The sequence below is a fragment of the Vallitaleaceae bacterium 9-2 genome, assembly GCA_038396585.1.
GTDB lineage: Bacteria > Bacillota > Clostridia > Lachnospirales > Vallitaleaceae > UBA1351.
Window position 1 is genome coordinate 376,259 of the sequence record CP121691.1, and the last position, 24,664, is coordinate 400,922.

A 24,664-nucleotide genomic window follows, 5' to 3' on the forward strand; every position below is an offset into this window, starting at 1 on the left:
TTTGGTGATTGAGAATAATGAGGGTGAGTAAAAAATGAAAAAGGGTCTAGGCGTATTGAGCTTAATTATCGTATGTGTATTTTTTTATGCACTTATTTTTCAAAAAGACGAAAAAATTGAATATAGTGAATTGGAATATCGAAAACTTGACATTGCTCAAAACAAAAAGTATTTGCTTAAAAATGCTACAATCATTACTATGGAAAATGAAGAGGACGTTTTTAAGGGTTCAATTCTTGTGTCTAATGGAATTATTACATTTATTGGACAAGACAAGCATATCAATTATCCCAAGGATGTTGAAATAATTGACTGCACAGATAAATATATTTTACCGGGGTTTGCAGATATGCATGTTCACGCCAATGAGGTACAGACTCACCAAAGGTTCTTGGCCTATGGAGTTACCTTAGTGAGAAATATGCAAGGATCTAAGGTACATCTTGATCGAAGAGAGAGTATAAAAAAAGGGAAGTTGCTTGGACCAGAAATGTTTGTTGGAACCCCTTTGTTTGATGGACCAGATCCTATGTGGCCTAGAGACTCTATTGTTCTAAAACAAGTCGATGAGGTGTTACCTGCTATTGAAATGGTCATCGATGAAGGTTATGACTTTATTAAAATATATAATAACTTGTCGAGAGATGTATTTGATGAAGTGATGCGTATTGCTGAAGTAAAAGGAATCTTAGTGGCAGGTCATGTTCCCTATAAAATTAGTGCAGAATATGCAGCGCAAAAAGGACTGTGGTCGAGTGAACACTTATATGGACACGGTATTGAATATAATAAGGTGGATAAGTTGATAGAGTCCATTCAGGAGATTATTGATACGGATATGTGGATTTGTCCTACACCTATGGTTCATGATACAAATGATTTTGAAAGGTATGTGGAGACGAGTATGAGTATGGAGAAGGCGCTTCAATATATGAAAGCCTTTCATAATCAAGGCGGGAAAATAGTGACAGGGACGGATGAATATTCTCATGCGATACCGGCAGGAAGTTCATTGCACGAAACAATGAAATATATGGAAGGCGCAGGGTTTACACCTTATGAAATTCTCGAAACGGTGACAATCAATCCTGCACGCATGTTAGCTATTCAAGATAGGGTGGGGACAATTAAGCTCAACAATGATGCGGACTTACTTATTGTAGATAACAATCCCTTAGACAATATTGAAAATGCGATGGAGATATATGCAGTCATGACAAAAGGGAGGTACTTAAATCAAGAATGGATAAAAAAAACAAGAAAAAAATTATTGAAGTAAAGCGTTTTCAATTATAAAATGAAAAAATAAAGTGGCAAAAAGAAGATAAATAAGGGGTGGGAACACATGACAGAAGCAACGTTAAGAGACATGATTGCAAAGGATATTGAAGTATTGGAACAAGGGTTGGTTTTGCTTAGCAAAGAACAATACATACCCCATTCATTAGGGACGAAAGGCTTCATTGACCTATATGCCAAAGATAAAAACGGGAATCATGTTATCATTGAACTAAAAAAAAGTGATGCATCCTCTCGGGAAGCCATACATGAAGTGTTTAAATATGTTGAAGGGGTAAAAGCCCACTTGGGGGCAAATGATAATGAAATTAGAGTCATTGTTGCGTCAACAAAGTGGAGAGAGCTTCTGGTTCCTTTTTCAAGATTTGTCTGTGACACAAAATTGAATGTCAAGGGAGTGCAAATTGAAGTAAGTGATTCTACAAAGATAAAGACGTGGCCAGTATCCTGGCTTCCATTAACAAATGGTCGCTTTATAGCTCCTTGGCATGATATGTGTTGGTGTGAAAATAAAGAGCGCCTAGATAGAGCCATCCAATCGATGGAACAATCATGCAAAGTCAAAGGGATAGAGGATTATATAATTATGGTAATCCACTTGCCAAACCCAATTATTTCAGAGAGAGAAATTGCGATGAAAGATGCAATTATCCAAATGGGCAACATAAGTGGACTTGAGGTAAAAAAAGACGTAGCATTGCCAACCTATGAATACATAGCATATTTTGCAATGCAAACCTTACCAAAAGAAAAATATTTAGAAATATTATCTTCTGACAAGGAGCAATATGAAGAAGCGCAAGAAGTAATTCTTATGATGCAGGATGAAAATGAAAGTTTATGTTATCTCCATGAATCCGCAGTGGCTGTGGAGCCATCGTTTTATAGTGACTGTTATGAAATTGGATATCCGGCAAAAATCAACGCATTCTTGGAAAATGCGGAATATACAATAGAAGAAATAAGACGCTATGGATTTTTTCAAAAAAACACATTGCTCTCTGATTCAACCATTATTTCGGAGCTCTTAGGTGAAGATGGTTCTACAGGACAAAAGCTTAAGAGGACAGTTGAGGTCTTTAAACAAGCAGACATGGAATCGGTCTCTAACCAAATACAATCGACACTTAAGGAGAACAGTGTTTGGAAAAATCATATCTTAAGGTGTTTAGATGAAATTAAGCAGGAGTTTCCAATGGCTAAGGTGGATGTCTCAGTATTTAATCCTGCTACAGGCGTTTTTACAATATATCTGGTAACGACAAGAGAAAATGGGTGTCTATATGTACCATCTTACTATCTTGTGGTCCATAACCCAGAGCCCGTAAGAATATACTACGGAGGGCTTCAAGATAATGGGCAAGCGTTGATGTTGAATGAAATCTTGGATAAATATTATGACGGTAGGCTGGATGCACTCTTAATGACGATGACTTGGGGCGGTTGGGAGAAGCGAGACCTTGATATAACAGAAGACCTAGGGTGTGCATATCGTTCATTTCGCTGCGATATTTTAGGTGCGAAGCGCACTTTTTTTATGTTGCGCGATGACCGGTGGAGAAAATGTGATCCAATAAATCACATTGAGTTATATTTTCAGTATCTAGAAAAAAATGAAAAACTTGTAAAGCAAATTTTTCGCAAGATATTTCCAAGAGATAATGGTGGTATGATGGATGGAAGCTCAGCCGAGCGGATGCTAGACGCTAGTGCAGATATTGACAAAGGTAAGGAACTAAAAGAGTATTATATTAATCCACCATGTGAATGCGAACTCTGTGGTAGCACACTTTCAAATGAAAAATATATGGTAGATGGCAAACTAAAAGACGCGAATGCATGGGGAATTATGTGCTCAGATTGTGCGACTTTTTGGGGAGAAGGGATTGGCTGGGGAATGGGTCAATTGTACTTAAGCAATGATAACAGATGGTTATTGGTGGGTGGTTTTGAGTGTTAAGTGTATAAGAATATATTGAATACAATAATCATAATATGCTATAATTTAACTTCTATAAATGAAAAATGTATATGGGATAACAACCTTTATATTGACCAAGGAAGGAGAGCCGATTTTGCATATTGCCCTGTGTGATGATATACCGAATATAGTAGACAGCTTAAGAAGCTATCTGAACAGTTATTGTGAATATAATCATATCAAGCCAACGTTTCACTGCTTTGACAGTGGTGAGGCTTTTCTTTCAAGCCAATTAGAATTTGACATCGTATTTATGGACATATACCTAAAAGGGATAAAAGGCACTGAAGTCGTGCGCCAATATAGAAAAGCCCAAACAAGTCAAATAATATTTATCACCACCAGCCTAGAACATGCAATAGAAGCCTTTGGACTTAATGCTACACACTATTTAGTAAAACCACTGACGCAAAAAGCAGTGACGGAAGCTATGGACCGTTGCCTTACATCTATGGAGCTGCAGATGCGGTTAAATAAAACGATTGAGGTTAAGTCAACAAAGGGTATGGTTTCGATTCCGACCAATCATATCATCTACATAGAAGTTTTTAATAGGACATCTATTATACATACAAAAGTAGAGCATGTTCAGGTACAGTGTTCGTTAGAGGTATTATTTGACATGCTAGATAAATCTTTATTTATGAGGGCACAGCGCAGTTATATTGTGAATATGAGGTGCATTGAAGAGGTTTCTAATGATCGGATTTTTTTACCAGGGAACATAGAGATTATGCTTTCACGTAAAAACAGGAAAGATCTTAAAAAGCAATATCAACAGTTTCTTTATTCTTTAGTAAGGGAAGGTAAGTTATGATTTTTTTTGAGCTGCTGTTTGGCTGTCTGTTAAAGTTAGCACCCTATTCTTTTTTTGCAATTTATCCATTTAAGGAGCATTTAAGATTTTCCAAGCGATATACGCTGTGGTTAACGGCGCTGTTTGTTTTTGCTATTTCTTTATTTTTTGCAGTAGCTTCTGTTTTACCCATTAATTTTACACAAGATACCGTATTTAATAAACCATACTCAGTTTTTTTAGTTTGCCGTTATTTGTGTGCTATATGGTATCTATATATCGTTAGAGAGGCATGGCAAAAAAAACTTTTTGTCTTTTTGCTTGGTGTAATATCTGCTAGCATCATCTATGTGATAGTAACACTGGTAGATAAGCTGGTGTTAAACGTATCACAGACAGCCCGGTTTTTACCTTTCACACCCCATGCTTTTATTCTTACAGCTATATTAACAGCTGTAGCCATTCCGCTATTGTTGCTATTAGTCAAACGGGCATACGTACCTGTTTCAGATAGTATAACAACAAAAGAAAGCAACTACTTAGCAATAATTTCTGTTTTACTCTATTCTCTCTTAAAGTCAGAAGCTATATCAATAAGTCTTGCAGAAAAAATCGGTCGTGAGCAGATATCGTTTTATTTTACTCTCGTGGTTACTGTTTTTTTAATTTATATTGTGATTTTTAAAATACTCTTTTATGCCAATGAAAGATTATTGTCACAACAAAAATATTTACAAATAGAACAACAATTTATTATCCAGGGACAACAGTATCATCATATCTATGATAATATAGAAAACTCTCAAAGAATGCGTCATGATTTAAGGCACCATATGGTTACACTAGAAGGTTTCTTAAATAATAATGAAATAAATAAGGCAAAAACATATATTAGTGAATTTATGGACTATGCAAATAGTTCTAGGTGGATAAAGATTAGTGAAAATCCAACGATTGATTTAATTGTAGGTTATTATCAAGAACTTGCCAGAGAACAAAATATTGATTTTCAAGTTCGTATTGACATTCCAAAAGACATTAATATACAAGATATTGATATGTCAGTGTTACTCGGCAATTTATTAGAAAATGCGTTGGAGGCTGCAGGAGATAGCCAGATAGATATTCCCTTTATCCGATTAAATATCATGTGCTTAAACAAGAGGCTTATTATAACGTTGGACAATAGTTTCCAGACACATCCAAATAAAATAAAAAACAGATTTTTATCGACAAAAGGAAATCACCGAGGACTTGGTATTGGTAGTATTGAACACATTGCCAAAAAGTATAACGGAAGTACACAATTTGATTATCATGATCAAGAATTCCAATCGTCGGTCACGCTTATGCTTACGTCCTAAACATCTGTAATAGATAGATTGCTAAGTAGCTGCCTTTGTAAAAAGAGGTGGCTACTTTTTTGTTGCGGCTTGAGCATGATTATGAATGAAGGGAAAGTTTTGGTGTGAAATGCTTGTTTTTGTTGTAAAGTGCAAGAAAAAAAGTGGATACCTTTGTTAAAATTAGAGTAATGAAATTCACTTTGACGTGTAGCACACACGTTGGTGATAATATAACGGAGGATATCATTATGAAAAAACGAATATTGGGGCTATTTTTAATTTTTAGCATGATGCTTGGAATAGTACCTACATCAGCAGCAAATAACTTAACTATAGAAGTGACGACGTATCAAGAGTTAACGGATGCCATAAGTCATGTGACAGAGGGGCAAACGATTCTTGTAATGAACGATATCGCATTGATGGATACGCTTACAACACCGGAAAATGCAAATGATTTTACTATTGATTTAAATGGAAACACTATTTCAGCTTCAGCAGACGCACTCATCCATAAGGGAACAGGAACGCTAACTATCGCAGGGACTGGCGGTGGTGTGCTAACATCAACAGGCGAGTTTTGCACAGTAATTCATAACGAGACCAGTGGAATACTAGAGATTGTAGGTGCTACAGTGCAGACCCAGGCAGATGGGGGTACGGCTATTTTGAATACTGGGACACTGACCGTTTCTAATGGTACGGTTCAGGTTCTGGCAGAACATGGTACGGCTATTTCAAACGAGGCGACACTGACGATTACAGGGGGAGTTGTAAAAGCGGTAGATGTAGGCGTTGCGATTGAAACCGATATAGGTTCTACAGTTACTATTTCAGGTGGTTTGGTTCAATCAGAAATGGATTTTACAATTACTGCAAGGGGAGCTAAAAAAATTACGATTAGTGGAGATGCTAAAGTAACTAGCCAAGCGCATAAATCTTCGTCTGAGTTTAAGCGTGCGACTATTCATTTGGATTCTTCCGGGAATGTAATGGAAAAAGGCGTACTAGAAATAAAAGGTGGTATAGTAGAAAATACAGCAAGTGAAGGCGAAGCGTATGCAGTCTTTTATAATATTTATTCTGGGGTGACAGAAGATAATGTCAACGACTATTATATCCATACAGGCGGAACGGTAGGTAAGGTGTTTCCTGAACCCTTGCTTCCTGTGGCGGCCATAGATGATGTTCAATACGAAACTTTACAAGAGGCAGTCGATGCAGTGCTGGAAGGACAAACCATCACCGTATTAAAAGATATTGATTATACGGGATTATCAGGTGTTGATGACGTTGTCGATACAGCTGGTAACAACAATAACTTCACTATTGATCTTAATGGTAAGGTGCTTTCATTTAACACAGATGGACAGGCAGGTATTTTCCATGCCGGTGCAGGAGAGCTGACGATTAAGGACAGTGCAGGTGAGGGAAAGATTACAAGCGATGCTGTGGGAGGAAGTGCGATTACAAATAGTAGCACAGGCGCTGTAATTATCCTCGGTGGAACGTTCGAATCTACGGCAAGCTCTTATGAGGACATGAGCTGTGCCCTTGCTAATTTGGGAACAGGTACACTAAGGCTAGAAGGAAGCGATACATTGGCAGTTGCTACAGGACATGGAAGCCTTGCCATTGCTAATGTTAATGTAGGTGATGTGCATGTTATCGGGGCGACAGTTCGCGCGACACAACCGAGTAGTCTTGCCATTGGAAATCAATCCACAGGTAAAATCACTATTCAAAATAATTCCACCATCACCAGTCAAAATGCTTCACCTTCACATGGAACAATTTATCTTATGGAAGTTCCTGATGCAAGTTCATCAGATAAGGTCGTACTATCTGTTGATGGAACCGTAGAAAATACGGCAAGTACAAAAGGATATGCTATATATTATGCAGATCCTACTGTAGATGGATTAAATATTGGTGAGTATTATAACATAGAGACGCCAAATCGTGTGGGTAAGATTTATCCAAAACCTGCAGAAGCCAAGATTGGACAGATAAGTTATGCCACATTACAAGAGGCAGTAGATGCGGCTGTTGAACAAGATACAATTGTGCTTCTATCAAATATCAACCTAACATCAACGGTTAATATCGAAGACGATATTAATTTTACTATGGATCTAGCTGGTCATACGGTTGAGGGGATTGGATTGACGTTGATTCATCACCAAGGAATGGGAAAATTGACCATTACCGATGATTCAGAAGCAGGCGATGGGCGCCTAAAAGTCTATTCTACTAGTGTTGACGCTACTACGGTATTAAACTCGGGTAATGGAGAAGTCTATATATCCGGTGGAACGATTGAAGCTGACAGTTTAGCTTTTGGCGATAACTCAGGAGAACAGATAGCCATGAAAAATCACCTGGGTATAATTACTGTGGATGGAGGTGAGGTTTTAGCAAAAGGTAAAGCCGGAGCCATTCTCAATGTGAATGAAGGAACAATTAACATTATGCGTGGAAAGGTAGAATCAGAAGGTATAGGTGTTACTCTATGGAATGATGCAACAGGTATTGTCAATATATCTGGTGGTAGCGTATTGATGACAACAACAGAAAAATACAATCATGCCATCATTAACATAGGTGGTGGAACTGTTAATATATCCGGTGGAACAGTATCTTCCACAGCTTGGGGAGGAACAGTAATTAATTGGCCTGAAGGTGTCATCCATGTATCCGGTGGTACTGTATCAAAAGTCAATCAATTTGAAGATGACAGATACTGTGCAATTGCCAGTGTGAATTCTGGAGAAAATGAAGAAGTAACAATAGGAAAGATAATCATAAGTGGTACGGCGATGGTCACCAGTGACTGTGCTGAGACTGAGCAATATCCGGGAGGCACAATCTGTTTTGAAGATTATTCAAAAGAACTACCGACTTCTTCTGTAAATTTCTTGGAAGTAAGGGGAGGAACAGTTGAAAATACTGTAGGGGGCAATGCGGTATACTTTCAACATGCAAAAATCTCAAGTGAAAATGTTAAAGACTATTACACCATTGCAGATACCGCTACAGTAGGTAAAATATATCCTTCGATTACTTATACAATCCATGGTAAAGTTATAGACAAGGACACCAAAGAAGGACTTGCTGCCACAATAAACTTGCTGAGAGAAAATTATACTAAAGTAGGTGCAGAAATTATTGCAGGAGAGGATGGTACATATATTATCCCTGACGTTCCGGAAGGAACATATATAATAGAAATAGGTTATGAAAATTATAAGACAGAAACGATTACGGGAGTTATTGTCAACAATGCAAATATAATAGACTTGAATGCGGCGTTAATTAAAGAATATGAAATCAACATAATTGATGGCGAGGCAAGTGCTTATTTTGTATCCCCAGGTGATACAATAACAATCACAGCAGATATGTTGCATGATCAATATTTTGAAAAATGGACATCAACCACAGAAGGGGTCATATTTGAAAATGCATCACGTAGTCAAACCACCTTTATCATGCCGGCAGAACATGTAACGATAGCAGCCAACTTTAAGGCGAGAGAAACAGGTACGATTAATGGGCAGGTGACAGATGAGAGTGGAAATCCAATTGAAGATGCAGCAGTAGAAATCATGAAGGTTGCTGGATTCAATTCTTACACCGTTGCAAGTGTAACAACAGATGCACAAGGGGACTATAGCATCACAGACATTCCTTATGGTGTATACAGTTTAGTCGTTAGTCAAGATACGGAAGGAAGAATGAACACCTATAGTATTACGGTTAAGAAAGCAAGTACGTCACAGAATGCTATCTTATTATCAGGTGATAGGGATACCGCAGTTGAGGTAAGATATGATGGGCGATCATTTGTACCAACCATCGCAGTTGATAATCTAGAAGATATGTTTATAGATGGAGATGGCCTGTCAAACAAAGTAGAAATTAAACTACTGGTCAAAAATATCACCCAAAGTAACCCTTCAGATCAGACGCTTGTGGAAGAAAATCTTGGGTCAAAAGAAGAAGTGGGTATCTACCTTGATGCAAAACTTATCAAAACTATTAATGGAATACCGGATGAAACAGTACAGCCTCCGGCAGGTAAGTCATTAAGTATAGTCATTGATTTACCTTCTGAACTTCAGAATAAAGGTGTATACAAAATTATTCGTGTGCATGATGGGGAGGTAGAAAAATTTGATGCTCAATATAACAGCACCTATCACACACTGACGTTTAAAGCCGATAAGTTTTCAACATATGCCATTGTGTATGCGACACAAACGGTTCCGGAGGTTCCGGATGATGGAAGCAGTTCAGGAGGAAGTAGCTATACCTATTATGACATCAAAATCATAGAAGGAGAAAATGGAAACATCACTCCTGATGGTGGTACGGATCATATTGAAAAAGTAAGAAAAGCAAGCGATAAAACCTTTACTTTTAAACCTGACCAAGGATATGAAGTTAATGATGTAATGATTGATGGTAAGAGTGTTGGAGCCAAGGATAGCTATACTTTTAAAAAAATAACAAGTAGTCATACATTAAAAGTTACGTTCAAAAAAATGGACACGGTAAAAACAGATGATGACGACGGATTTGAAGATGTAAAAACAAATGCGTGGTTTTATGAATCTGTAGTCAATGCAGTGGAAAAAGGCTGGTTTACAGGGACTTCAACAACCAAGTTTAGTCCATATCTTGGTACAACGCGTGGCATGATTGTTACGGTACTACATCGTATGGAACAATCTCCAGCGGTATCAACGGGATCAGTATTTGAAGATGTTGTGGAGAAGAGCTGGTATTATAACAGTGTAATCTGGGCACAGCAAAATGAAGTTGTTCGCGGCTATTCTAATGGAAAGTATGGACCTAATGATAATATAACCCGTGAACAAATGGCAGCTATTCTCTATCGATATGCCGGTTTCAAAGGATATGACCTATCAAAAAGGGCGACGTTAAATAATTTTACGGATGAGAGTCAGATTTCTAATTATGCGATAGAAGCTGTACAATGGGCAGTGGCAAACGAATTGATTAGTGGCAAGGATAATCATGTCTTAGATCCAAAGGGAAATGCCACAAGAGCAGAAGTGGCTACAATTTTGACAAGATTTGATCGTTTGTTTGTAGACTAAAAGTGCAGATAATGTAAAATAATCCAAAAGAAGCTGTTGCAACACGCAACAGCTTCTTTTGACTGCAAATATATATTATCACAACCTTAAGGGTACGTTGGTAATCAATGCAAATGTTTAGAGTTACAACTATTTACAAGGAAATACAATGTAGAATATAGAATTTGACAAGTCGTTACGAGAAAAAAATGGTATAATATTAGATATAAAAAGCATAAAAGGGAGGAAACACGGTGAGGCTAAGTTATGCGTATATATCGATTAGCATCATATCTTTAGTATTGATTTTTGCATCATTGATGATAGTATCGAAAAAGGAGCATTCTAAGGCAAACAGGGCACTTAGCTTGGTTATATGTTTTATTTTTTTAGGGTCAATGTTCACCTTATTTGAAATGCTAAGCACTTCATTTGAAGGGAAGTTTTTGTTTCGAAATTTATCACAAATTGGTTTGTTTTTATTACCCTCAGCATCATACAACTTTATAATGATTTATACTAATACGGAGAATAAGGTTTTAAACAAAATGCGAAGGATTAATTTTATCTTTGCGATAACCTGTGTCTTCCTGATTTTTACTAATGATTATCATGGGATTATGCGTAGTAATGTGTTGCTTGTGCCAATCGATGGCGGCTTAAAGCTTTCGGTTGAACAAACCATGTTTGGCAAGATATGCGTAAGCCTCAATACGCTTATGAATGTTATCGCGATTATTAAGCTTTGGATATATAAACGGACGACCACAAAAAGTACCCGAACCCAAGTATACCTGGTTCTTATTGGTTTTTTGATTCCTTTTTTGTTCACCTACGTTAAGACGATGTTACGTAACGTATCGGGGTTGGAAGTGCCTTCATCGATAGGGTTTTTAATAGGGGTTATATGTATCTTAGTAGGGATTTATAAATACGACTTTATGTCGATATCTCCTTTAGCTCGGGACTGGGTTATCGATGAAATCGATATAGGTATGATTTTTACAAATCCTGATGGAAGAATTGTGGATGTAAATGCTTATGCAAAAAAAATATTTTCCGAGGATCTTCACAGGATGGAGAAGATTATTTTTGGAAATTCGACATGGGAAAATGCATTACTAGGTAGAGATAACATGAGTTTTGAACTTCATCAGGAAAATCATAAGAAAATATATAAGATTAAAGTGCATGACTTATCAAAAAAACAAAAGGCCATTGGGTCGGTATCTCTTATTACAGACATAACTGCAGATAAACTTCATAAAGAATGGTTAGAGAACAAAGCACAAAAAGATAGCTTAACAAAAATCTTGAATCGAGAAAGCTTTGAACTTAAAGTCAATAAAATCATAGATTCGATTGCCGATATGAATCGATCCGGTGCGTTATTAATATTTGACATTGATAAGTTTAAAGATGTAAATGATAATTATGGGCATCAAATCGGAGATGAAGTCATTATTGAAGTTGCCAATATCATCGCATCAACATGCCGTGAAAAAGACTTAGTAGGACGGCTTGGCGGCGATGAATTTGGCATGTTTATCGTGGATACAAGTAGAGAAGATGTAGATCAACTGGTGTATAGGATTCAAGAGCGACTAGCCTCGCAAATATTTGTCAATGGTGATGTGGACATTACACTCAGTATAGGAATACATATACAAGAGCTAAAAAACTGCACGTTTAATGAACTATATAATAAATCAGACCAAGCGATGTATGCATCAAAAAAATCGGGACGTAATCAAGCGACGGTTTTTTAAGGCACCTATTGTTCACCAAAGACGATGTCAGAGGATTTTAGTGAGCCTTGGGAGCGAAGGTAGAAGGCAACTAGAGTAACAATTGCTTCTGCAACAATAATTCCTGCCCAGATAGCCTTTCTACCGAATAAAGCTGGGATTAGGAAGATGCATAATGTGTTAATGACAAAACTCCTCAAAACAGAGAGAAGTAAAGCTTGCTTGGTCCTTTTTGTAGCAAGGTAATAGATGGTGTAGACAATATTAATCGATGCAAACAAAAAGCTAATACCATATACTTGAATGTAGTCATAGGCGAGTGTGATTAGTTCAGGGTCATGGTTGAATACAGCAATAATATTTTTCCCAAATATAAGCATGATGACATACATAATAACCGCTAGAAAAATATTGAGTTTCATACCTGTAGTAAAAAAGTAATTCTCGGATATGGCATCACCTTTTCCATAGCTTTGGCTTAACAGGGGCTGAATACCTTGGGCTAAACCAATAAAGATTCCTATAACCACAACTAAGATATAGGATATAACGGAAAATGCCGAGACTCCGATTTCACCGAAAGTCTTTAATATCAAAAAGTTATAACATAAGATGACAACAGGTTGACTCATTTGGGTGACAAATTCGGGAAGGCCTGTTTTTAATATTTGCGTCAAACGATGAAGTGAGAACGTTGGAAAACCAAGTTTCAGAGCACCTTTTTTAAAAAAGAAATGGCTCAATAACATAAGACAAGCAAATATTTGTCCAAGACCGGAGGCAATGGCAGCACCTTTGATACCCATCTGTAACGGAAAGATAAACAGCCAATCAAAAAAGATATTGCTCAATGCGCCTATAATCATACCCCAAAAGGCGAGGTGTGGATTGCCATCGTTTCGTACAAACGCAGACAAAGTATTTGAGCAACTAAAAAACACACCAAACATAACAAAATACTTAATGTAATCGGCCGTATCCGTTAAGAGCAAATTGCTTGCGCCAAGTAGTGTTGCAAGATTTTTAGAAAAGAAAAAACTGATAAGAGTCATCAGCGCGGAAAAAATAAAGACCAATAGAAGACTTGATTGAAACATCGTGATGGCTTTTTGGGGCTCTTTTTTTCCAAAATGAATCGAGGCGAGTGTTGCGCCACCCATTGTAATCATCATCGTGATGGCTGATAAAATTGAGATATAGGGTACGGCGATATTGATTGCGGCTAATCCTAAGGTTCCAACGCCCCTACCGACAAAGATACCATCCACAACAAAATATAAGCCGGTAACTAGCATAGCGCCAATAGAGGGGATGACATAATTGAAAAATTGTTTTTTTAAATGCATATTCAGGTACTCCTTTGTATAATACATTGATGATTCAATGTAATAGTTTTGTATCGGATAGAGTATAAACTATACTATAATGGGAGAGTCAAGCGTTGAAGGGAGAAATAATGAAAAATTATTTATCGATAGGCGAAGTCAGTAAGATAAAAAAAGTCAGTGTAAAGTCCTTACGTTATTATGGCAAGTTAGGTATTCTTCCACCAGCATATGTTAATCCAGAGACGGGTTATCGCTATTACAGCAGTGACCAGCTTATTATTGTAGATTTAATTTCTATTTGTATTGATTTTGGCATTCCCTTAAAACGGTTTAAAAGTTATTTGACGCCGGAAGGAAGTGTAGATATTGGCACCCTGCTTAATGATGGCGAACAAATTGTTGAAGAGAAAATCAAACAATTAAATGCATCATTTCGCTTCTTAGAGGCGATGTCACAGCATATAAAACGTGCTAATGGATTAAAAGCCAGTATGGAGGAACGCTTAGAACATTTTCAGAAGCGTTGTTTTTTGACCGTTGATTGGAATGGAGATATTTTGGACTACAAAGAAATAAGTGCAAAATATTCCCAACTGTATAGGCAATGTAAAGCCTTAGATATAACGGATAAATTCAATCAAGGTGTGATTTTTTTCAACAAAAACGGACAGGTTGTTTCTAAGATTTTTATTGAGGTCCCCTCACCGCTTCCAGATGTTGATAATGCACTATATGTAGAGGAGGGGGATTATCTGTGTAAAGCGGTGAAAGAGGCAGAGCTTCTGTCGGTGTTAGAGCAAAGATTTGTAGGTACTCTTATCGTTAAAGAGCTTTTTGACTTAAAACTAGAACCTCAAGCAGGTATTGTTGAGGTTGAAAGAAGGGCTTATTATTAGACAGCAATATACCTACGTGTAATAATTAATATCACATAAAGGAGGAGTAAGACGTGATAAAAAATAAGGAATTAACAAAGCGATTCATTATAGGTGCTATTATTATAGTTGCGGTACTTGTCATACTCATGATGTACTTAAAAAATGATGCAAAAGACTATGCAAAAGATTATGCAGAAGAATTTCTTGAGATAATGACGAACCCACAGGAACTGGAATCGACAAAATATTATCGTGACCTATTTGATTCCGAAGGAATGGGCGATTATGGTTTTGAAGAATATGGTGCTGCCATGAAAAAAGACTATGGCGTTCTTATGACAGATAGGGGATTTGAAGATGCTGTAGCAAACCGCAATATACCTTGGAAGGTCTTGGTACAAGATCAAGAAGACTATGACGTAATAATTGATTCGATTGATTTAAAAAAGATGAAAGATTATGCGGATGGAAGAGTGTATTATAGCTATTTAATCTCAATGCGCATCGAGCTTCCTAGTGGAGACAATGAAGCGATGACTGTGTCAGGAGATATTGTAATGATGAAAGAAGGCTCAGGTTGGCTAGTTGATGTTTTTAGATGGAACGCAGACTATCAAGAACTGTATAAGTTAGTAAATCCTATTCAGTAAGATTTTTGCGTTATATTTTATTTGTGCTATAATACGGTATCAAAAGGATTAAGAAAATATAAGGCTCGGGGAGCGACAAATAACGGAGGAAACATTGAAGCGTGAATTAGAACATAATCTGACGACGGGAAGCATTGGAAAATCATTGGTGGTTTTTAGTTTGCCGATGATATTAGGTAATCTTATTCAACAGTTATATAATGTAGCAGATACCTTGATTGTAGGGAAAAAAATTGGACCTACTGCTCTTTCGGCAGTAGGTTCTTCATATGCCCTGATGGTCCTTTTGACATCGATTGTTTTGGGGCTTTGTATGGGAAGTGGAGTTGTCTTTGCCCAGCTTTATGGAGCAAAAAAACTAGAAGCCATGAAAATAAGTGTTTTTAACGCCTTTGTTTTTGTAGCTATTTCGTCCCTTATCATCAATCTTTTGTCCTACGTATTGTTAGAGCAATTTATTATATGGCTAAATATTCCAAAGCAAGCGGTTGAGATGACACGCCAATATCTGACCATTATTCTTGGTGGAATGTTTTTTGTGACAATCTACAATTTCATAGCAGCAATTTTTCGAAGCATTGGAAATACGATTATGCCACTGATTTTTCTTGGAGTGGCTGCGTTGACAAATATAGCGTTGGATATTGTATTTGTTATCTTTTTGAATATGGGTGTTGCAGGTGCTGCTTGGGCGACATTTATAGCTCAGGCATTATCTGCTTTGTGTATTTCTATTTATTTTTTGATGAAAGCGCGATATCTATGCCCAAATAGAAGGCACATGCATCTTGAACGAAGTATCATGCGAAGTGTCATTGATTATTCTGCACTCACAGCGATTCAACAATCGATTATGAATTTTGGCATTTTAATGGTTCAAGGTCTTGTCAATAGTTTTGGATTTTATGCCAGTGCAGCTTTTGCGGTGGTTGTAAAGATTGATGCTTTTGCCTATATGCCAGCTCAAGATTTTGGGAATGCCTTTGCAACATATGTAGCTCAAAATTATGGTGCAGAGCGGTTTGACCGAATAAAAAAAGGCGTTCTGGCAACACTTAAGATATCCGCAAGCTTTTGCTTAATGAGCTCACTTATCGTTGTTGTTTTTGCCAGAGAATTTATGTTGATTTTTGTCCAGCCAGAGCAAACGCAAATTATTGAGATAGGGGTAGATTATCTACGAATTGTCGGAGCGTCGTATATTGGAATTGGTGTGCTGTTTTTGCTCTATGGGCTGTATAGGGGACTTGGAAAGACACAAATGTCCATTGTGCTGACGATTATTTCATTAGGTTCGCGGGTTGCACTTGCCTATCTGTTATCATCTTTTCCTGGGATTGGCATGGCAGGAATATGGGTTGCAGTTCCTATTGGATGGATGCTTGCAGATGCATTTGGGATATGGCATTACAGAAAATACGCACAGGAGATGCTTCGAATTTAAGGCTATGCAAACGGGAGTTAGTCTAGAAAAAAATAGATATTCTATATTGACATTAGGTCGGTACTAAGGTTTATAATTTGCTTATCAATGTTAATAAACTCTATTAAATAGGTGGTGAATTATATGCATGTGTTACAGGAAATAGAAATAAGAAGATTTAAGGAAAAAGATGCGCAAAGTGTTTGTGAAATTTTTCTGCATGCCTTTAAAAGCAAATTGATGACGTTAACAAGCTTGAGTGATGAGAAGCTTCTGGAATTTTTAATTGACGTCAATTTTGCAGACCAAATTAATCATGAAGGTTTTTTTGTAGCTACAAAAGATGATGATGTGCTTGGTGTTATTAATATACAGTGGAAAAATCATCCGATTGAATCCAAAAAAATTAATATATCCACCTTAAGCCTTATAGAAAAGTATGGTTTGCTTAATTTGGTGAAGTGTATTATCGGAGCTACACTGTTAACCAAAAAACAAAGGCAAGATGAAGGCTATATTGATTTTGTGGGGGTGCACCCTAAGGCACGCAAGATGGGAATAGGAACAAAATTGATAAACCATTGTAAAGAATTTTGTAGCAACGATTTGAAGTTAAGCAAATGTACATTATATGTAGCAAGTTCAAACACAAAAGCTATTGCATTATACAAGAGACTTGGATTCGAAGGGGTAAATACAACAAAAAGTTTTTTGAGTAAATATCTTTTTAATGAAAAAGAGTTAATCTTTATGTGTGCAAACATAGAAAAGGCCTACTTTAGTATTCAGTCTTGAAGCACAAGAGAACGAGATGAAGCATCTTTGTTATGAGTTAATATTTGGATTTCGTAGTATATTTGACCATTATTAAAAATAGAAAGCAAAGAGCTTTCAGATATGATTAATTTACCTCTAGTTGAAATCTTATTATCGTTAATATAATTCAAAAAACTAAGAACTTGGCTTTGTACATGTGTATAATCATCGGCAAAAAAACCGAAACATAGATATTGTCCGGCTTCTAAGAGATAATCAGCGACACTGGGCTTAAGGAAGGTTGTACATACATGGAGAGAATCGTCATCACAAATGTATGTAATATCCGTATCAAAAAGGGTGGGATTTTTTATTTTTTCCAAGGCGTTGTCATAAAAAGTCTTTGTTGAAACAAAATCTGCTTGATTGACGTGATAAATTAGTTTCATAAAACGTTCATTTAAGTCGTTGATGCGGTACTTTTCTAAGGAGCTTTCCAAAGCCGAGATTTTATCCAAAACTTCAAGGCTAAGATTTTTAAGATGAACGAGATGATCTATTTGTTTGTTGATATCGAATAGGTTTTCTTGCATCATATGCACATATTCTTGATGGGAATAATCCTTGAGAGATTTTCTAATTTGGCTTACAGGTATGTTAAATTTTCTAAGAAGTAAAATATGCTCTAATTGATATACTTGCTTTATATCATATAGCCTATACCCGTTTTCATCGATTATATTTGGGCTAAATATTTTCTTTTCTTCAAAATATCTGATTTGATGTGTTGATATATTCAATAGTTTAGCTAATTCTCCAATTGTTATAAGCGTTCTTATAGCATAACACCTCACTTTCTTACTCTTCTTGAAGAGAACCTTAATCTTCGTGATTATATTCCTGTTACTTTTTATAATAAATACTATGCTTCCACTGGTAGACCCAGAGAGCATGGGCTTTTATCCATGTTATAGGCTTTGATTCTTTAACGTATTTTTTCCATTACTGAAGATACCCTTTTACTAACTTTCCTTAAGTTCTCAAAGGAACTTAGAGACTTTTGTGGTTTTTCTCGTGTTCCTGATGCCTCTAGGCTTACTCGTTTCAAACAAGATTTTCTTTCTGAAATACAAACTTTTTTTGACCATCTTGTGGATATCACAGAACCTATCTGTCAAAAGATTGATCCTAATAAAACCGCCATGACTATTTTTGATACTTCTGGTATTGAAGCATTTGTTTCTGAAAATAATCCAAAGTATGCTAATAAGATTATTAAACAGCTTAAGGCTTATAAAAAAACTAAAAAACTGGATGCTTCTTATGATCCCAACAAGGCAGCTTATGGTTCTATGCCAACGCATGCATCTTCTAATGATGTAATCAAGCAACTTTATATTAATGGACATTTTTGTTACTTAATGATTTAAAATTCGAAAAGGCTTTTATACCATTAAATGCACGTTCAAAGTTATCTTATCCTGACTGCTCTATTAATAGCGAGGGTATTCCTACATGCCCTTATGATAATACACTTCCAATGAAACATGAAGGCATTGCCAAACGCAAAACTCAGAATGAAAAAACATTACATGCCGATTTACTTCTCACAGGGATTACTCAATTATTAACCGTTGTTTTGGCTGACAAGATCAATAAACACCAATATATAAGGAGCGTAAAACCATTAATTGCTTAAACACATAACACTTACTTTTAAAATATGACGATTCTTCAATTGGTGAAGTCTGGTCTTTTTTTATTTTGAAGTTTCGCAATTACCTATCATTCTATTATAACATGAATAGGCCTTTTTTCTTTTAAACTGTGGAGGAAAGTTGTGGTATAATTATATAAAAGAGCGGAATATGCAAGAGGATTACTTAAGATTTTACTAACGAATCCTAAGATTTTATATGTTCATTACAACGAAAAACAATTAATATTGTAATTAGTGAATTTTTTAACGTTGCATATAGAACATGAATAGTGTGAGGATAGTGTTATGTATAAGGTTTTTTTACTTGATGATGATGAACTAATTCTACAAGAGTTACTTGAAAGGGTTCCATGGATGGATAACGGTTTTGAGGTTATCGGTTATGAGAGCAATCCCGTTCAGGCGTTGCGGCGTATACCACAGCTGTGCCCGGATGTTATTTTTAGTGATCTAAAAATGCCGGATATTGATGGGCATGCCTTTATGAAATCGTTGATTGATTCGAATTTGCAGTTTGAATTTGTTATGTTAAGTGCGTATGGTACTTTTGATGATGCGCGAACTTTTTTCAACCATTCCGGCTTCGACTATATTTTAAAACCAGTACAGATAGAGGAGCTGCAATTAGTTTTAGAAAGGCTAGCCAATAAACTCTCCAAAAAACGGGCATTTTCGCCCAATACATCAAAAGAAAACATCACTCCTGCATTTCTTGAGCTCACAGACTATCTAGAGAATAATTTTCAAGAAAAATTTTCATTAAATAAGCTTTCAAAGCAATTTGCACTGAGCCCAGGCTATATATGTAATCTTTTTTCAAAATATTATAATACGACGTTGACCTGTTTTCTTACAAATCTAAGAATGAAGCATGCAGCTTCACTCATTCTTCAAAGTAATCTTTCGTTTAAGGAAATAGCTATTGAATGTGGCTATGTTGACTACTATTATTTTAATAAGGTGTTTAAAGACTACTATGGAATGGCGCCAAGTAAATATATTCAACAAGATTAATATAAAAAATTATCCCGAATACAATCTATGATAGGAATGGATAGAGTCAATGGATGTTAAAAAAAAGCACAAAAAGATTGGTTTTTTAACGCTACTTCTATTAATTAGTGTACTCATTATGGTTTTTGTAGTTGAAAGACAGGCAATGAAGGCTGGGACGGATAAAAAAGTCATCACCATTGCTATTGTTCAAGATGATCGTGTACAAGATTATACGACGAATTATTATACAAACTGGCTTGAAGCGCAGACAAATTGCTCAATTGAATTTGAGTATATTCCCCATGGATACAAAAAAGAATATATAAAGGCATTGCTTACAGCAGAGCCGGGAAAAATTGATGTTGTGATTTTACCTCAAGATCAATCTATAGTCACGAATGAAGAGTTTTTAAGTTATGTGAGCAAAGGGCTAGTCTATAACCTAAATAGCTTGACCCATGACAAGACAAACTACTATAGTATTTTAAATCATCCGGGGCATCCTGGACTCAAAGAGAGCCTATTGATTGATGAGCAGCTGTATTATTTTCCTAATGCAAAAACGTCAAGAACCAGTAAGAACTTTCAGACATTTTGGATAAATGTCAAATGGTTAAAAGCCTTGGGGCTTGAAATTCCTACAACCACAAAAGAACTATATGAAGTGCTAAAAGCCTTTCATGATAGGGATCCTAACGGTAACGGTATTAGGGATGAACTGCCGCTAGTTGGATGTGAGGCCGACTACGCCCTTCAAAGCTATAACTTTCTTCTCAATGCTTTCGCGTACAACGATCCAGTTAATTTACGATTTGTAAAAAAAGATAGCGTGTCCATTTATTCTCCGACAACCGATGAGTTTCGTGAGGGATTAAAGTATTGCCATAAGCTATATTCAGAAAACTTATTGGCAGAGATTAGTTTTTCTTTTTCTCAGAATCAAATATTAGAAACGGTGTGCTCGCCGCAAGATCTTGTGGGAGCCTTTGCTAGTCAGAGTATCGTTGATAATATATATGCCAATGCACCGTCAATTTTATCGTGCTACGTCCAAGTGCCACCGTTAATAGGACCCAATGGATATCAAAATGCCATATATACGATGCCAAAACCTTCGATTGGAGCATTTATTCCGGCAAATGCTAAGAAGCCTGTGGAAGCTTTTAAAGTCCTAGATGCTATGATTTCAGAAGAAGGCGCATTAATTGGAGCTTTTGGCGAGTATGATGTCGACTGGACATTTTCCCTTGGGGAAGACCTCTCACTTTATGGAAATAAAGCAGAAATTGTGACGTTAAATTATCTTAAGAGTAAAACTCAAAATAAAAATTATGCAGGGGCAGGCGTTCGCTATGTTGATGCCACGTATATAGACGGAGTAGCTTGGAATGGGGATAATTCCTTGGTAGAATTTTTGGATGCACGTGCGGTAAAAGTCTATGAGCCCTTTTATAACAGAGGACTCCAAGAAGACATACGTTATATATCCGCCCAAGTGGATGAACCTGTGGAATTAGCCAGATATACTGATGAGATGATAACAAAATTTATTACCGGAGAATGTGATATATATTCCAAGGACCAGTGGAAAGCTTTTGTTGAGCGTAGTAACGAGCTGATGGGAGGATAATGGAGTGAAGATAAAAAACATAGGTATAGCGACATTGATTTGCACGGCATTATCCGTTTTGTTAATTGCATGTACAAGCAGCGCAAATCAACAAACCACACAACAGATGTTTTTAAAGGACTGGGAAGTAGCGGCTAATCTTGATGCAAAGCAAACACCAGATACATTATATCAGGCGGCGTTAAAAGAAGACATTTTAACCATCTATTCTGTGACAACACGCTTATTTGATACAAAAAAGTATTTTGAAGAAGCATATCCAGGATTGACAGTTGAAATAAAAGATATTCGAAGTAAAGATGCGATTAAGATGATACGCAATAACTATGAGGCGAATGCCTTTGAATGTGATATTCTTATCTGCAGTGACAGCGCGGGTAACCTTTATAATGAGCTTATTGAACCTGGATTGATTTTACCCTATGTTCCATGGGATATTGAGCCAAAAATCAAAAGCAATCATATAAATAGTAAGTTGAATTTTTTGGATGAAGTTATTTTATTTGCGTATAATAGTGCGCGTTATAATCAAAGTCCAATCTCCAATATATGGGAGATTACCCAAGAGCAATATAAAGATAAAATTGTCATGGCATCACCTTTGAGTTCATTTAGCACCTATGGTTTTTGTGCGACAGTATTAACAGAAGAAGAAAAAATGCTCGCTGCCTATAGGGCATATTTTGGACAGGAGCCTGTTTTAGACAAGGGGGTATCGATAGGTGAATATTTTTGGGAGCAGGCGGCAAAAAATATAGTTTTTGTGAATACGAGTGATGAGGTGGCAGAAGGCATCGGAAGTTCAGGGGAAAACGGATATGACTTAGGGATTATGCTGTCGAGTAAATTAAGGCTATGTGAACTTGGCTACCATTTTGAACCGATCTATGAACTGGACCCATTTGCAGCAGTGTATACGCCCAATAGTGTTATGTTAGTTGCAGGGGGCAAGAATACGAATTCGGCAAAACTTTTTGTAAGGTTTTTACTCGGTGAAACGGATGGAACAGGCAAAGGTTATATGCCTTTTTCTACACCGGGAACATGGTCATGTCGGGAAGATATTCAAGATGGCAATGATGTCAGCTTAGAAGATATGGATGTGGTAAATTACGCCAACAGTTTCATTGATAACAACACAGATTATTTGGACCATTTCTTTCAAGGGTTATTAAAGGAGAATATTAATTAATAGAATGGTTACCCATAAGAATTCACTCTTAAAAAAATTGGAACTCACCTTACTTGCTCTTGGAATTGCTGTACTTTTCATATGGTTTTTTTTCTATGTATCGATGCAAAATATTTTACAGCAGCATACGATTCATAATATGGAGCAAACATCTTTGCGCATTATCTCGCAGTTAAATCAATCCTTTCTACACTTAGAAGAGGTTTCTTTTGCGATGTCAAAAAATGACAACGTTAAAAAAATGTTGTTATCCAAAGAACATATTGAATTTTATCAGAAGGCGGAAGCGGTCAATACAGACCTTAATGCAATGATAAAAAATTCAATGTTTGCTGAAAAAGTCATTATTTTTTCTAATGACAATCGCTTTTATCGTTTTTCTGGACAATTAAATAATACCAGCATCAAACGCTTACAAGGTTTAATCAGGAACAATAAATATGAAAAGCATATTCAAATCTCACTTGATGGTGAAAGATATATTGGATATACTATATCGATTTTTGATACGGGAGAAAACCCATGTGGACATATTGTTATGCTTATTAGTGAAAAAGAGATCCAGCAACTGTTTTTGAGAGCAGAAGGGGATGAAAATATAACGATACTCTTAGGGGCTATGGATACGATTATTACATCAAATCAAACCGCGCTTCAAGGGATGCGTATTGGCGAGTTTGAAAAAAGTCAGACACATGTTATACGTAGAAACATTGGATTTACACCATTTGAGCTGATTATTTCATATACAGATACAGATAAAAGTTTACATTTGTTTTTTTTATTGGCCCTTGTGATATTGATTTTAATGCTGCTCGTTGTTTTTTGGACTTTTATTAGTGTATGGAAAAAGAATTTTTTTATACCCATTCAAAAAATTATTACGGAGGTTGAGACGTATGATAGTGAGACGCACAGCTGTTTGAAACTTACAGGATATGATTATTTGGATGGATTAATACATCGGATTAATGATATGATTAGCCGCATTGAGATTAAAGAACGGGAGCTTTATAAAGCAACCTTATCATTACATGAGGCAGAAATTGTCAAACAGCAGTCTTTAATCGTTTCCCTTAAGAAGCAAATTAGTGCACATTTTACGATAAATGTTCTTAGTATTATCAAAGCGCTTTCTAATCAAGGGGAAAATAGTAAAGCAGGATTGCTGTGTGATGGGCTATCCTCACTCTATCGATATGCGAACGAAGGGGATTCTTATATTAATGGTTTAGAAGAATTTTTTATTCTAAGAAAATATATAGGTATTATGGAAATACGCTATCCACATCGTTTTTGTGTGGAGATTGATATGGAGGATTACTTAGAGGAAATCAAATTGCCAAGAATGCTTTTACAGCCGATTGTAGAAAATAGTATTGTTCATGGATTTAATAGTAGTAAGGCAATGAACAATATTTTGGGAACGATACATATATACAGCCGATTGTATCGTGATAAAATCGATATCATTGTTGAAGATAATGGGTGTGGAATGGACAAAGACGCTTTGGAACGGCTTCAAGTACAGATTAATCATATTTCTACAGAAGAAAGTATGGAAGTTGAAGGACTGTCCCATGTAGCGCTTATCAACATTCAAAGAAGAGTTATCTCCTATTTTGGAGATACCTATGGTCTTCATATCGAATCTAAGCAACAACAAGGGACAAAAGTCATACTATCCCTTCCGATAATTTAACGCTAAAATGTGAATATTTTACCAAGAAATGTGAAGCCTCTCAATTTTTTAATTGAGGGGCTTTTTATATAATAAACGGGATGTGATTAAAATCAATTAAGGAGGAAAAAAAGA

16 protein-coding genes and 1 pseudogene are annotated in these 24,664 nt (G+C 36.3%); 15 read left to right on the forward strand and 2 right to left on the reverse strand.

From position 1 onward, the window contains the following. Window positions 1–34: 34 nt before the first annotated feature. The 6 genes from QBE53_01875 to QBE53_01900 all read left to right on the forward strand — a co-directional run bounded on the left by QBE53_01875 (window position 35) and on the right by QBE53_01900 (window position 12,296). Window positions 35–1,279, forward strand: a complete 1,245-nt coding sequence (locus tag QBE53_01875) for an amidohydrolase family protein (protein WZL81874.1) — start codon at window positions 35–37, stop codon at window positions 1,277–1,279. A gap of 66 nt (window positions 1,280–1,345) precedes the next feature. Next, on the forward strand, window positions 1,346–3,259 hold the full coding sequence (locus QBE53_01880; protein WZL81875.1) for an endonuclease NucS: 1,914 nt from the start codon (window positions 1,346–1,348) through the stop codon (window positions 3,257–3,259). 115 nt (window positions 3,260–3,374) lie between these two features. Next, window positions 3,375–4,097 carry a LytTR family DNA-binding domain-containing protein gene (locus QBE53_01885; protein ID WZL81876.1) on the forward strand — a complete coding sequence of 241 codons (723 nt, stop codon included), beginning with the start codon at window positions 3,375–3,377 and terminating at the stop codon, window positions 4,095–4,097. Next, window positions 4,094–5,440: a GHKL domain-containing protein gene (locus QBE53_01890; GenBank protein ID WZL81877.1), complete on the forward strand. Its 1,347-nt coding sequence runs from the start codon at window positions 4,094–4,096 to the stop codon at window positions 5,438–5,440. Before QBE53_01885 ends, QBE53_01890 begins: the two co-directional genes overlap by 4 nt. Before the next feature lie 230 nt (window positions 5,441–5,670). Then, window positions 5,671–10,548 (forward strand): S-layer homology domain-containing protein, encoded by a 4,878-nt coding sequence (locus QBE53_01895; GenBank protein ID WZL81878.1) that lies wholly within the window; start codon window positions 5,671–5,673, stop codon window positions 10,546–10,548. A 233-nt stretch (window positions 10,549–10,781) separates the two neighbouring features. Next, complete coding sequence (locus QBE53_01900) at window positions 10,782–12,296, forward strand: diguanylate cyclase (GenBank protein ID WZL81879.1); 1,515 nt, start codon at window positions 10,782–10,784, stop codon at window positions 12,294–12,296. A gap of 5 nt (window positions 12,297–12,301) precedes the next feature. On the opposite strand, the gene QBE53_01905 is transcribed toward QBE53_01900, so the two are convergent. Continuing rightward, complete coding sequence (locus tag QBE53_01905; GenBank protein WZL81880.1) at window positions 12,302–13,621, reverse strand: MATE family efflux transporter; 1,320 nt, start codon at window positions 13,619–13,621, stop codon at window positions 12,302–12,304. Window positions 13,622–13,731: 110 nt separating this feature from the next. Here QBE53_01905 and QBE53_01910 point away from each other — a divergent pair, with 110 nt between their 5' ends. The 4 genes from QBE53_01910 to QBE53_01925 all read left to right on the forward strand — a co-directional run bounded on the left by QBE53_01910 (window position 13,732) and on the right by QBE53_01925 (window position 17,349). Beyond that, on the forward strand, window positions 13,732–14,499 hold the full coding sequence (locus QBE53_01910; protein WZL81881.1) for a helix-turn-helix domain-containing protein: 768 nt from the start codon (window positions 13,732–13,734) through the stop codon (window positions 14,497–14,499). A gap of 53 nt (window positions 14,500–14,552) precedes the next feature. Further along, window positions 14,553–15,131, forward strand: a complete 579-nt coding sequence (locus tag QBE53_01915; protein WZL81882.1) for a hypothetical protein — start codon at window positions 14,553–14,555, stop codon at window positions 15,129–15,131. A gap of 166 nt (window positions 15,132–15,297) precedes the next feature. Next, window positions 15,298–16,575: an MATE family efflux transporter gene (locus QBE53_01920; protein WZL83251.1), complete on the forward strand. Its 1,278-nt coding sequence runs from the start codon at window positions 15,298–15,300 to the stop codon at window positions 16,573–16,575. A 123-nt stretch (window positions 16,576–16,698) separates the two neighbouring features. Continuing rightward, entirely contained in the window at window positions 16,699–17,349 is a 651-nt protein-coding gene (locus QBE53_01925) for an N-acetyltransferase (GenBank protein ID WZL81883.1), read from the forward strand. Here QBE53_01925 and QBE53_01930 read toward each other — a convergent pair. After that, the gene (locus tag QBE53_01930) at window positions 17,340–18,110 is read right to left on the reverse strand and encodes a MerR family transcriptional regulator (GenBank protein ID WZL81884.1); all 771 of its coding nucleotides are present in this window, start codon (window positions 18,108–18,110) and stop codon (window positions 17,340–17,342) included. The genes QBE53_01925 and QBE53_01930 overlap by 10 nt on opposite strands. 12 nt (window positions 18,111–18,122) lie before the next feature. Here QBE53_01930 and QBE53_01935 point away from each other — a divergent pair. The 5 genes and pseudogenes from QBE53_01935 (at window position 18,123) to QBE53_01955 (ending at window position 24,550) form a co-directional block, all read left to right on the forward strand. Then, window positions 18,123–19,009: pseudogene (locus tag QBE53_01935) on the forward strand (transposase). 306 nt (window positions 19,010–19,315) lie between these two features. Beyond that, window positions 19,316–20,044 (forward strand): helix-turn-helix domain-containing protein, encoded by a 729-nt coding sequence (locus QBE53_01940; protein WZL81885.1) that lies wholly within the window; start codon window positions 19,316–19,318, stop codon window positions 20,042–20,044. Between the two features lie 49 nt (window positions 20,045–20,093). Beyond that, entirely contained in the window at window positions 20,094–21,656 is a 1,563-nt protein-coding gene (locus QBE53_01945) for a hypothetical protein (protein WZL81886.1), read from the forward strand. Window positions 21,657–21,660: 4 nt separating this feature from the next. Further along, window positions 21,661–22,848 (forward strand): ABC transporter substrate-binding protein, encoded by a 1,188-nt coding sequence (locus QBE53_01950; protein WZL81887.1) that lies wholly within the window; start codon window positions 21,661–21,663, stop codon window positions 22,846–22,848. Between the two features lie 214 nt (window positions 22,849–23,062). Beyond that, on the forward strand, window positions 23,063–24,550 hold the full coding sequence (locus QBE53_01955) for a histidine kinase (protein WZL81888.1): 1,488 nt from the start codon (window positions 23,063–23,065) through the stop codon (window positions 24,548–24,550). Window positions 24,551–24,664 lie beyond the last annotated feature (114 nt).

Coding starts and splice junctions, on each gene's coding strand:
- QBE53_01905 (WZL81880.1), bottom strand. CDS start 13,621: ATGCATTTAAAAAAACAATTTTTCAATTATGTCATCCCCTCTATTGGC.
- QBE53_01890 (WZL81877.1), top strand. CDS start 4,094: ATGATTTTTTTTGAGCTGCTGTTTGGCTGTCTGTTAAAGTTAGCACCC.
- QBE53_01945 (WZL81886.1), top strand. CDS start 20,094: ATGGATGTTAAAAAAAAGCACAAAAAGATTGGTTTTTTAACGCTACTT.
- QBE53_01940 (WZL81885.1), top strand. CDS start 19,316: ATGTATAAGGTTTTTTTACTTGATGATGATGAACTAATTCTACAAGAG.
- QBE53_01910 (WZL81881.1), top strand. CDS start 13,732: ATGAAAAATTATTTATCGATAGGCGAAGTCAGTAAGATAAAAAAAGTC.
- QBE53_01895 (WZL81878.1), top strand. CDS start 5,671: ATGAAAAAACGAATATTGGGGCTATTTTTAATTTTTAGCATGATGCTT.
- QBE53_01880 (WZL81875.1), top strand. CDS start 1,346: ATGACAGAAGCAACGTTAAGAGACATGATTGCAAAGGATATTGAAGTA.
- QBE53_01925 (WZL81883.1), top strand. CDS start 16,699: ATGCATGTGTTACAGGAAATAGAAATAAGAAGATTTAAGGAAAAAGAT.
- QBE53_01875 (WZL81874.1), top strand. CDS start 35: ATGAAAAAGGGTCTAGGCGTATTGAGCTTAATTATCGTATGTGTATTT.
- QBE53_01955 (WZL81888.1), top strand. CDS start 23,063: ATGTCAAAAAATGACAACGTTAAAAAAATGTTGTTATCCAAAGAACAT.
- QBE53_01920 (WZL83251.1), top strand. CDS start 15,298: ATGATATTAGGTAATCTTATTCAACAGTTATATAATGTAGCAGATACC.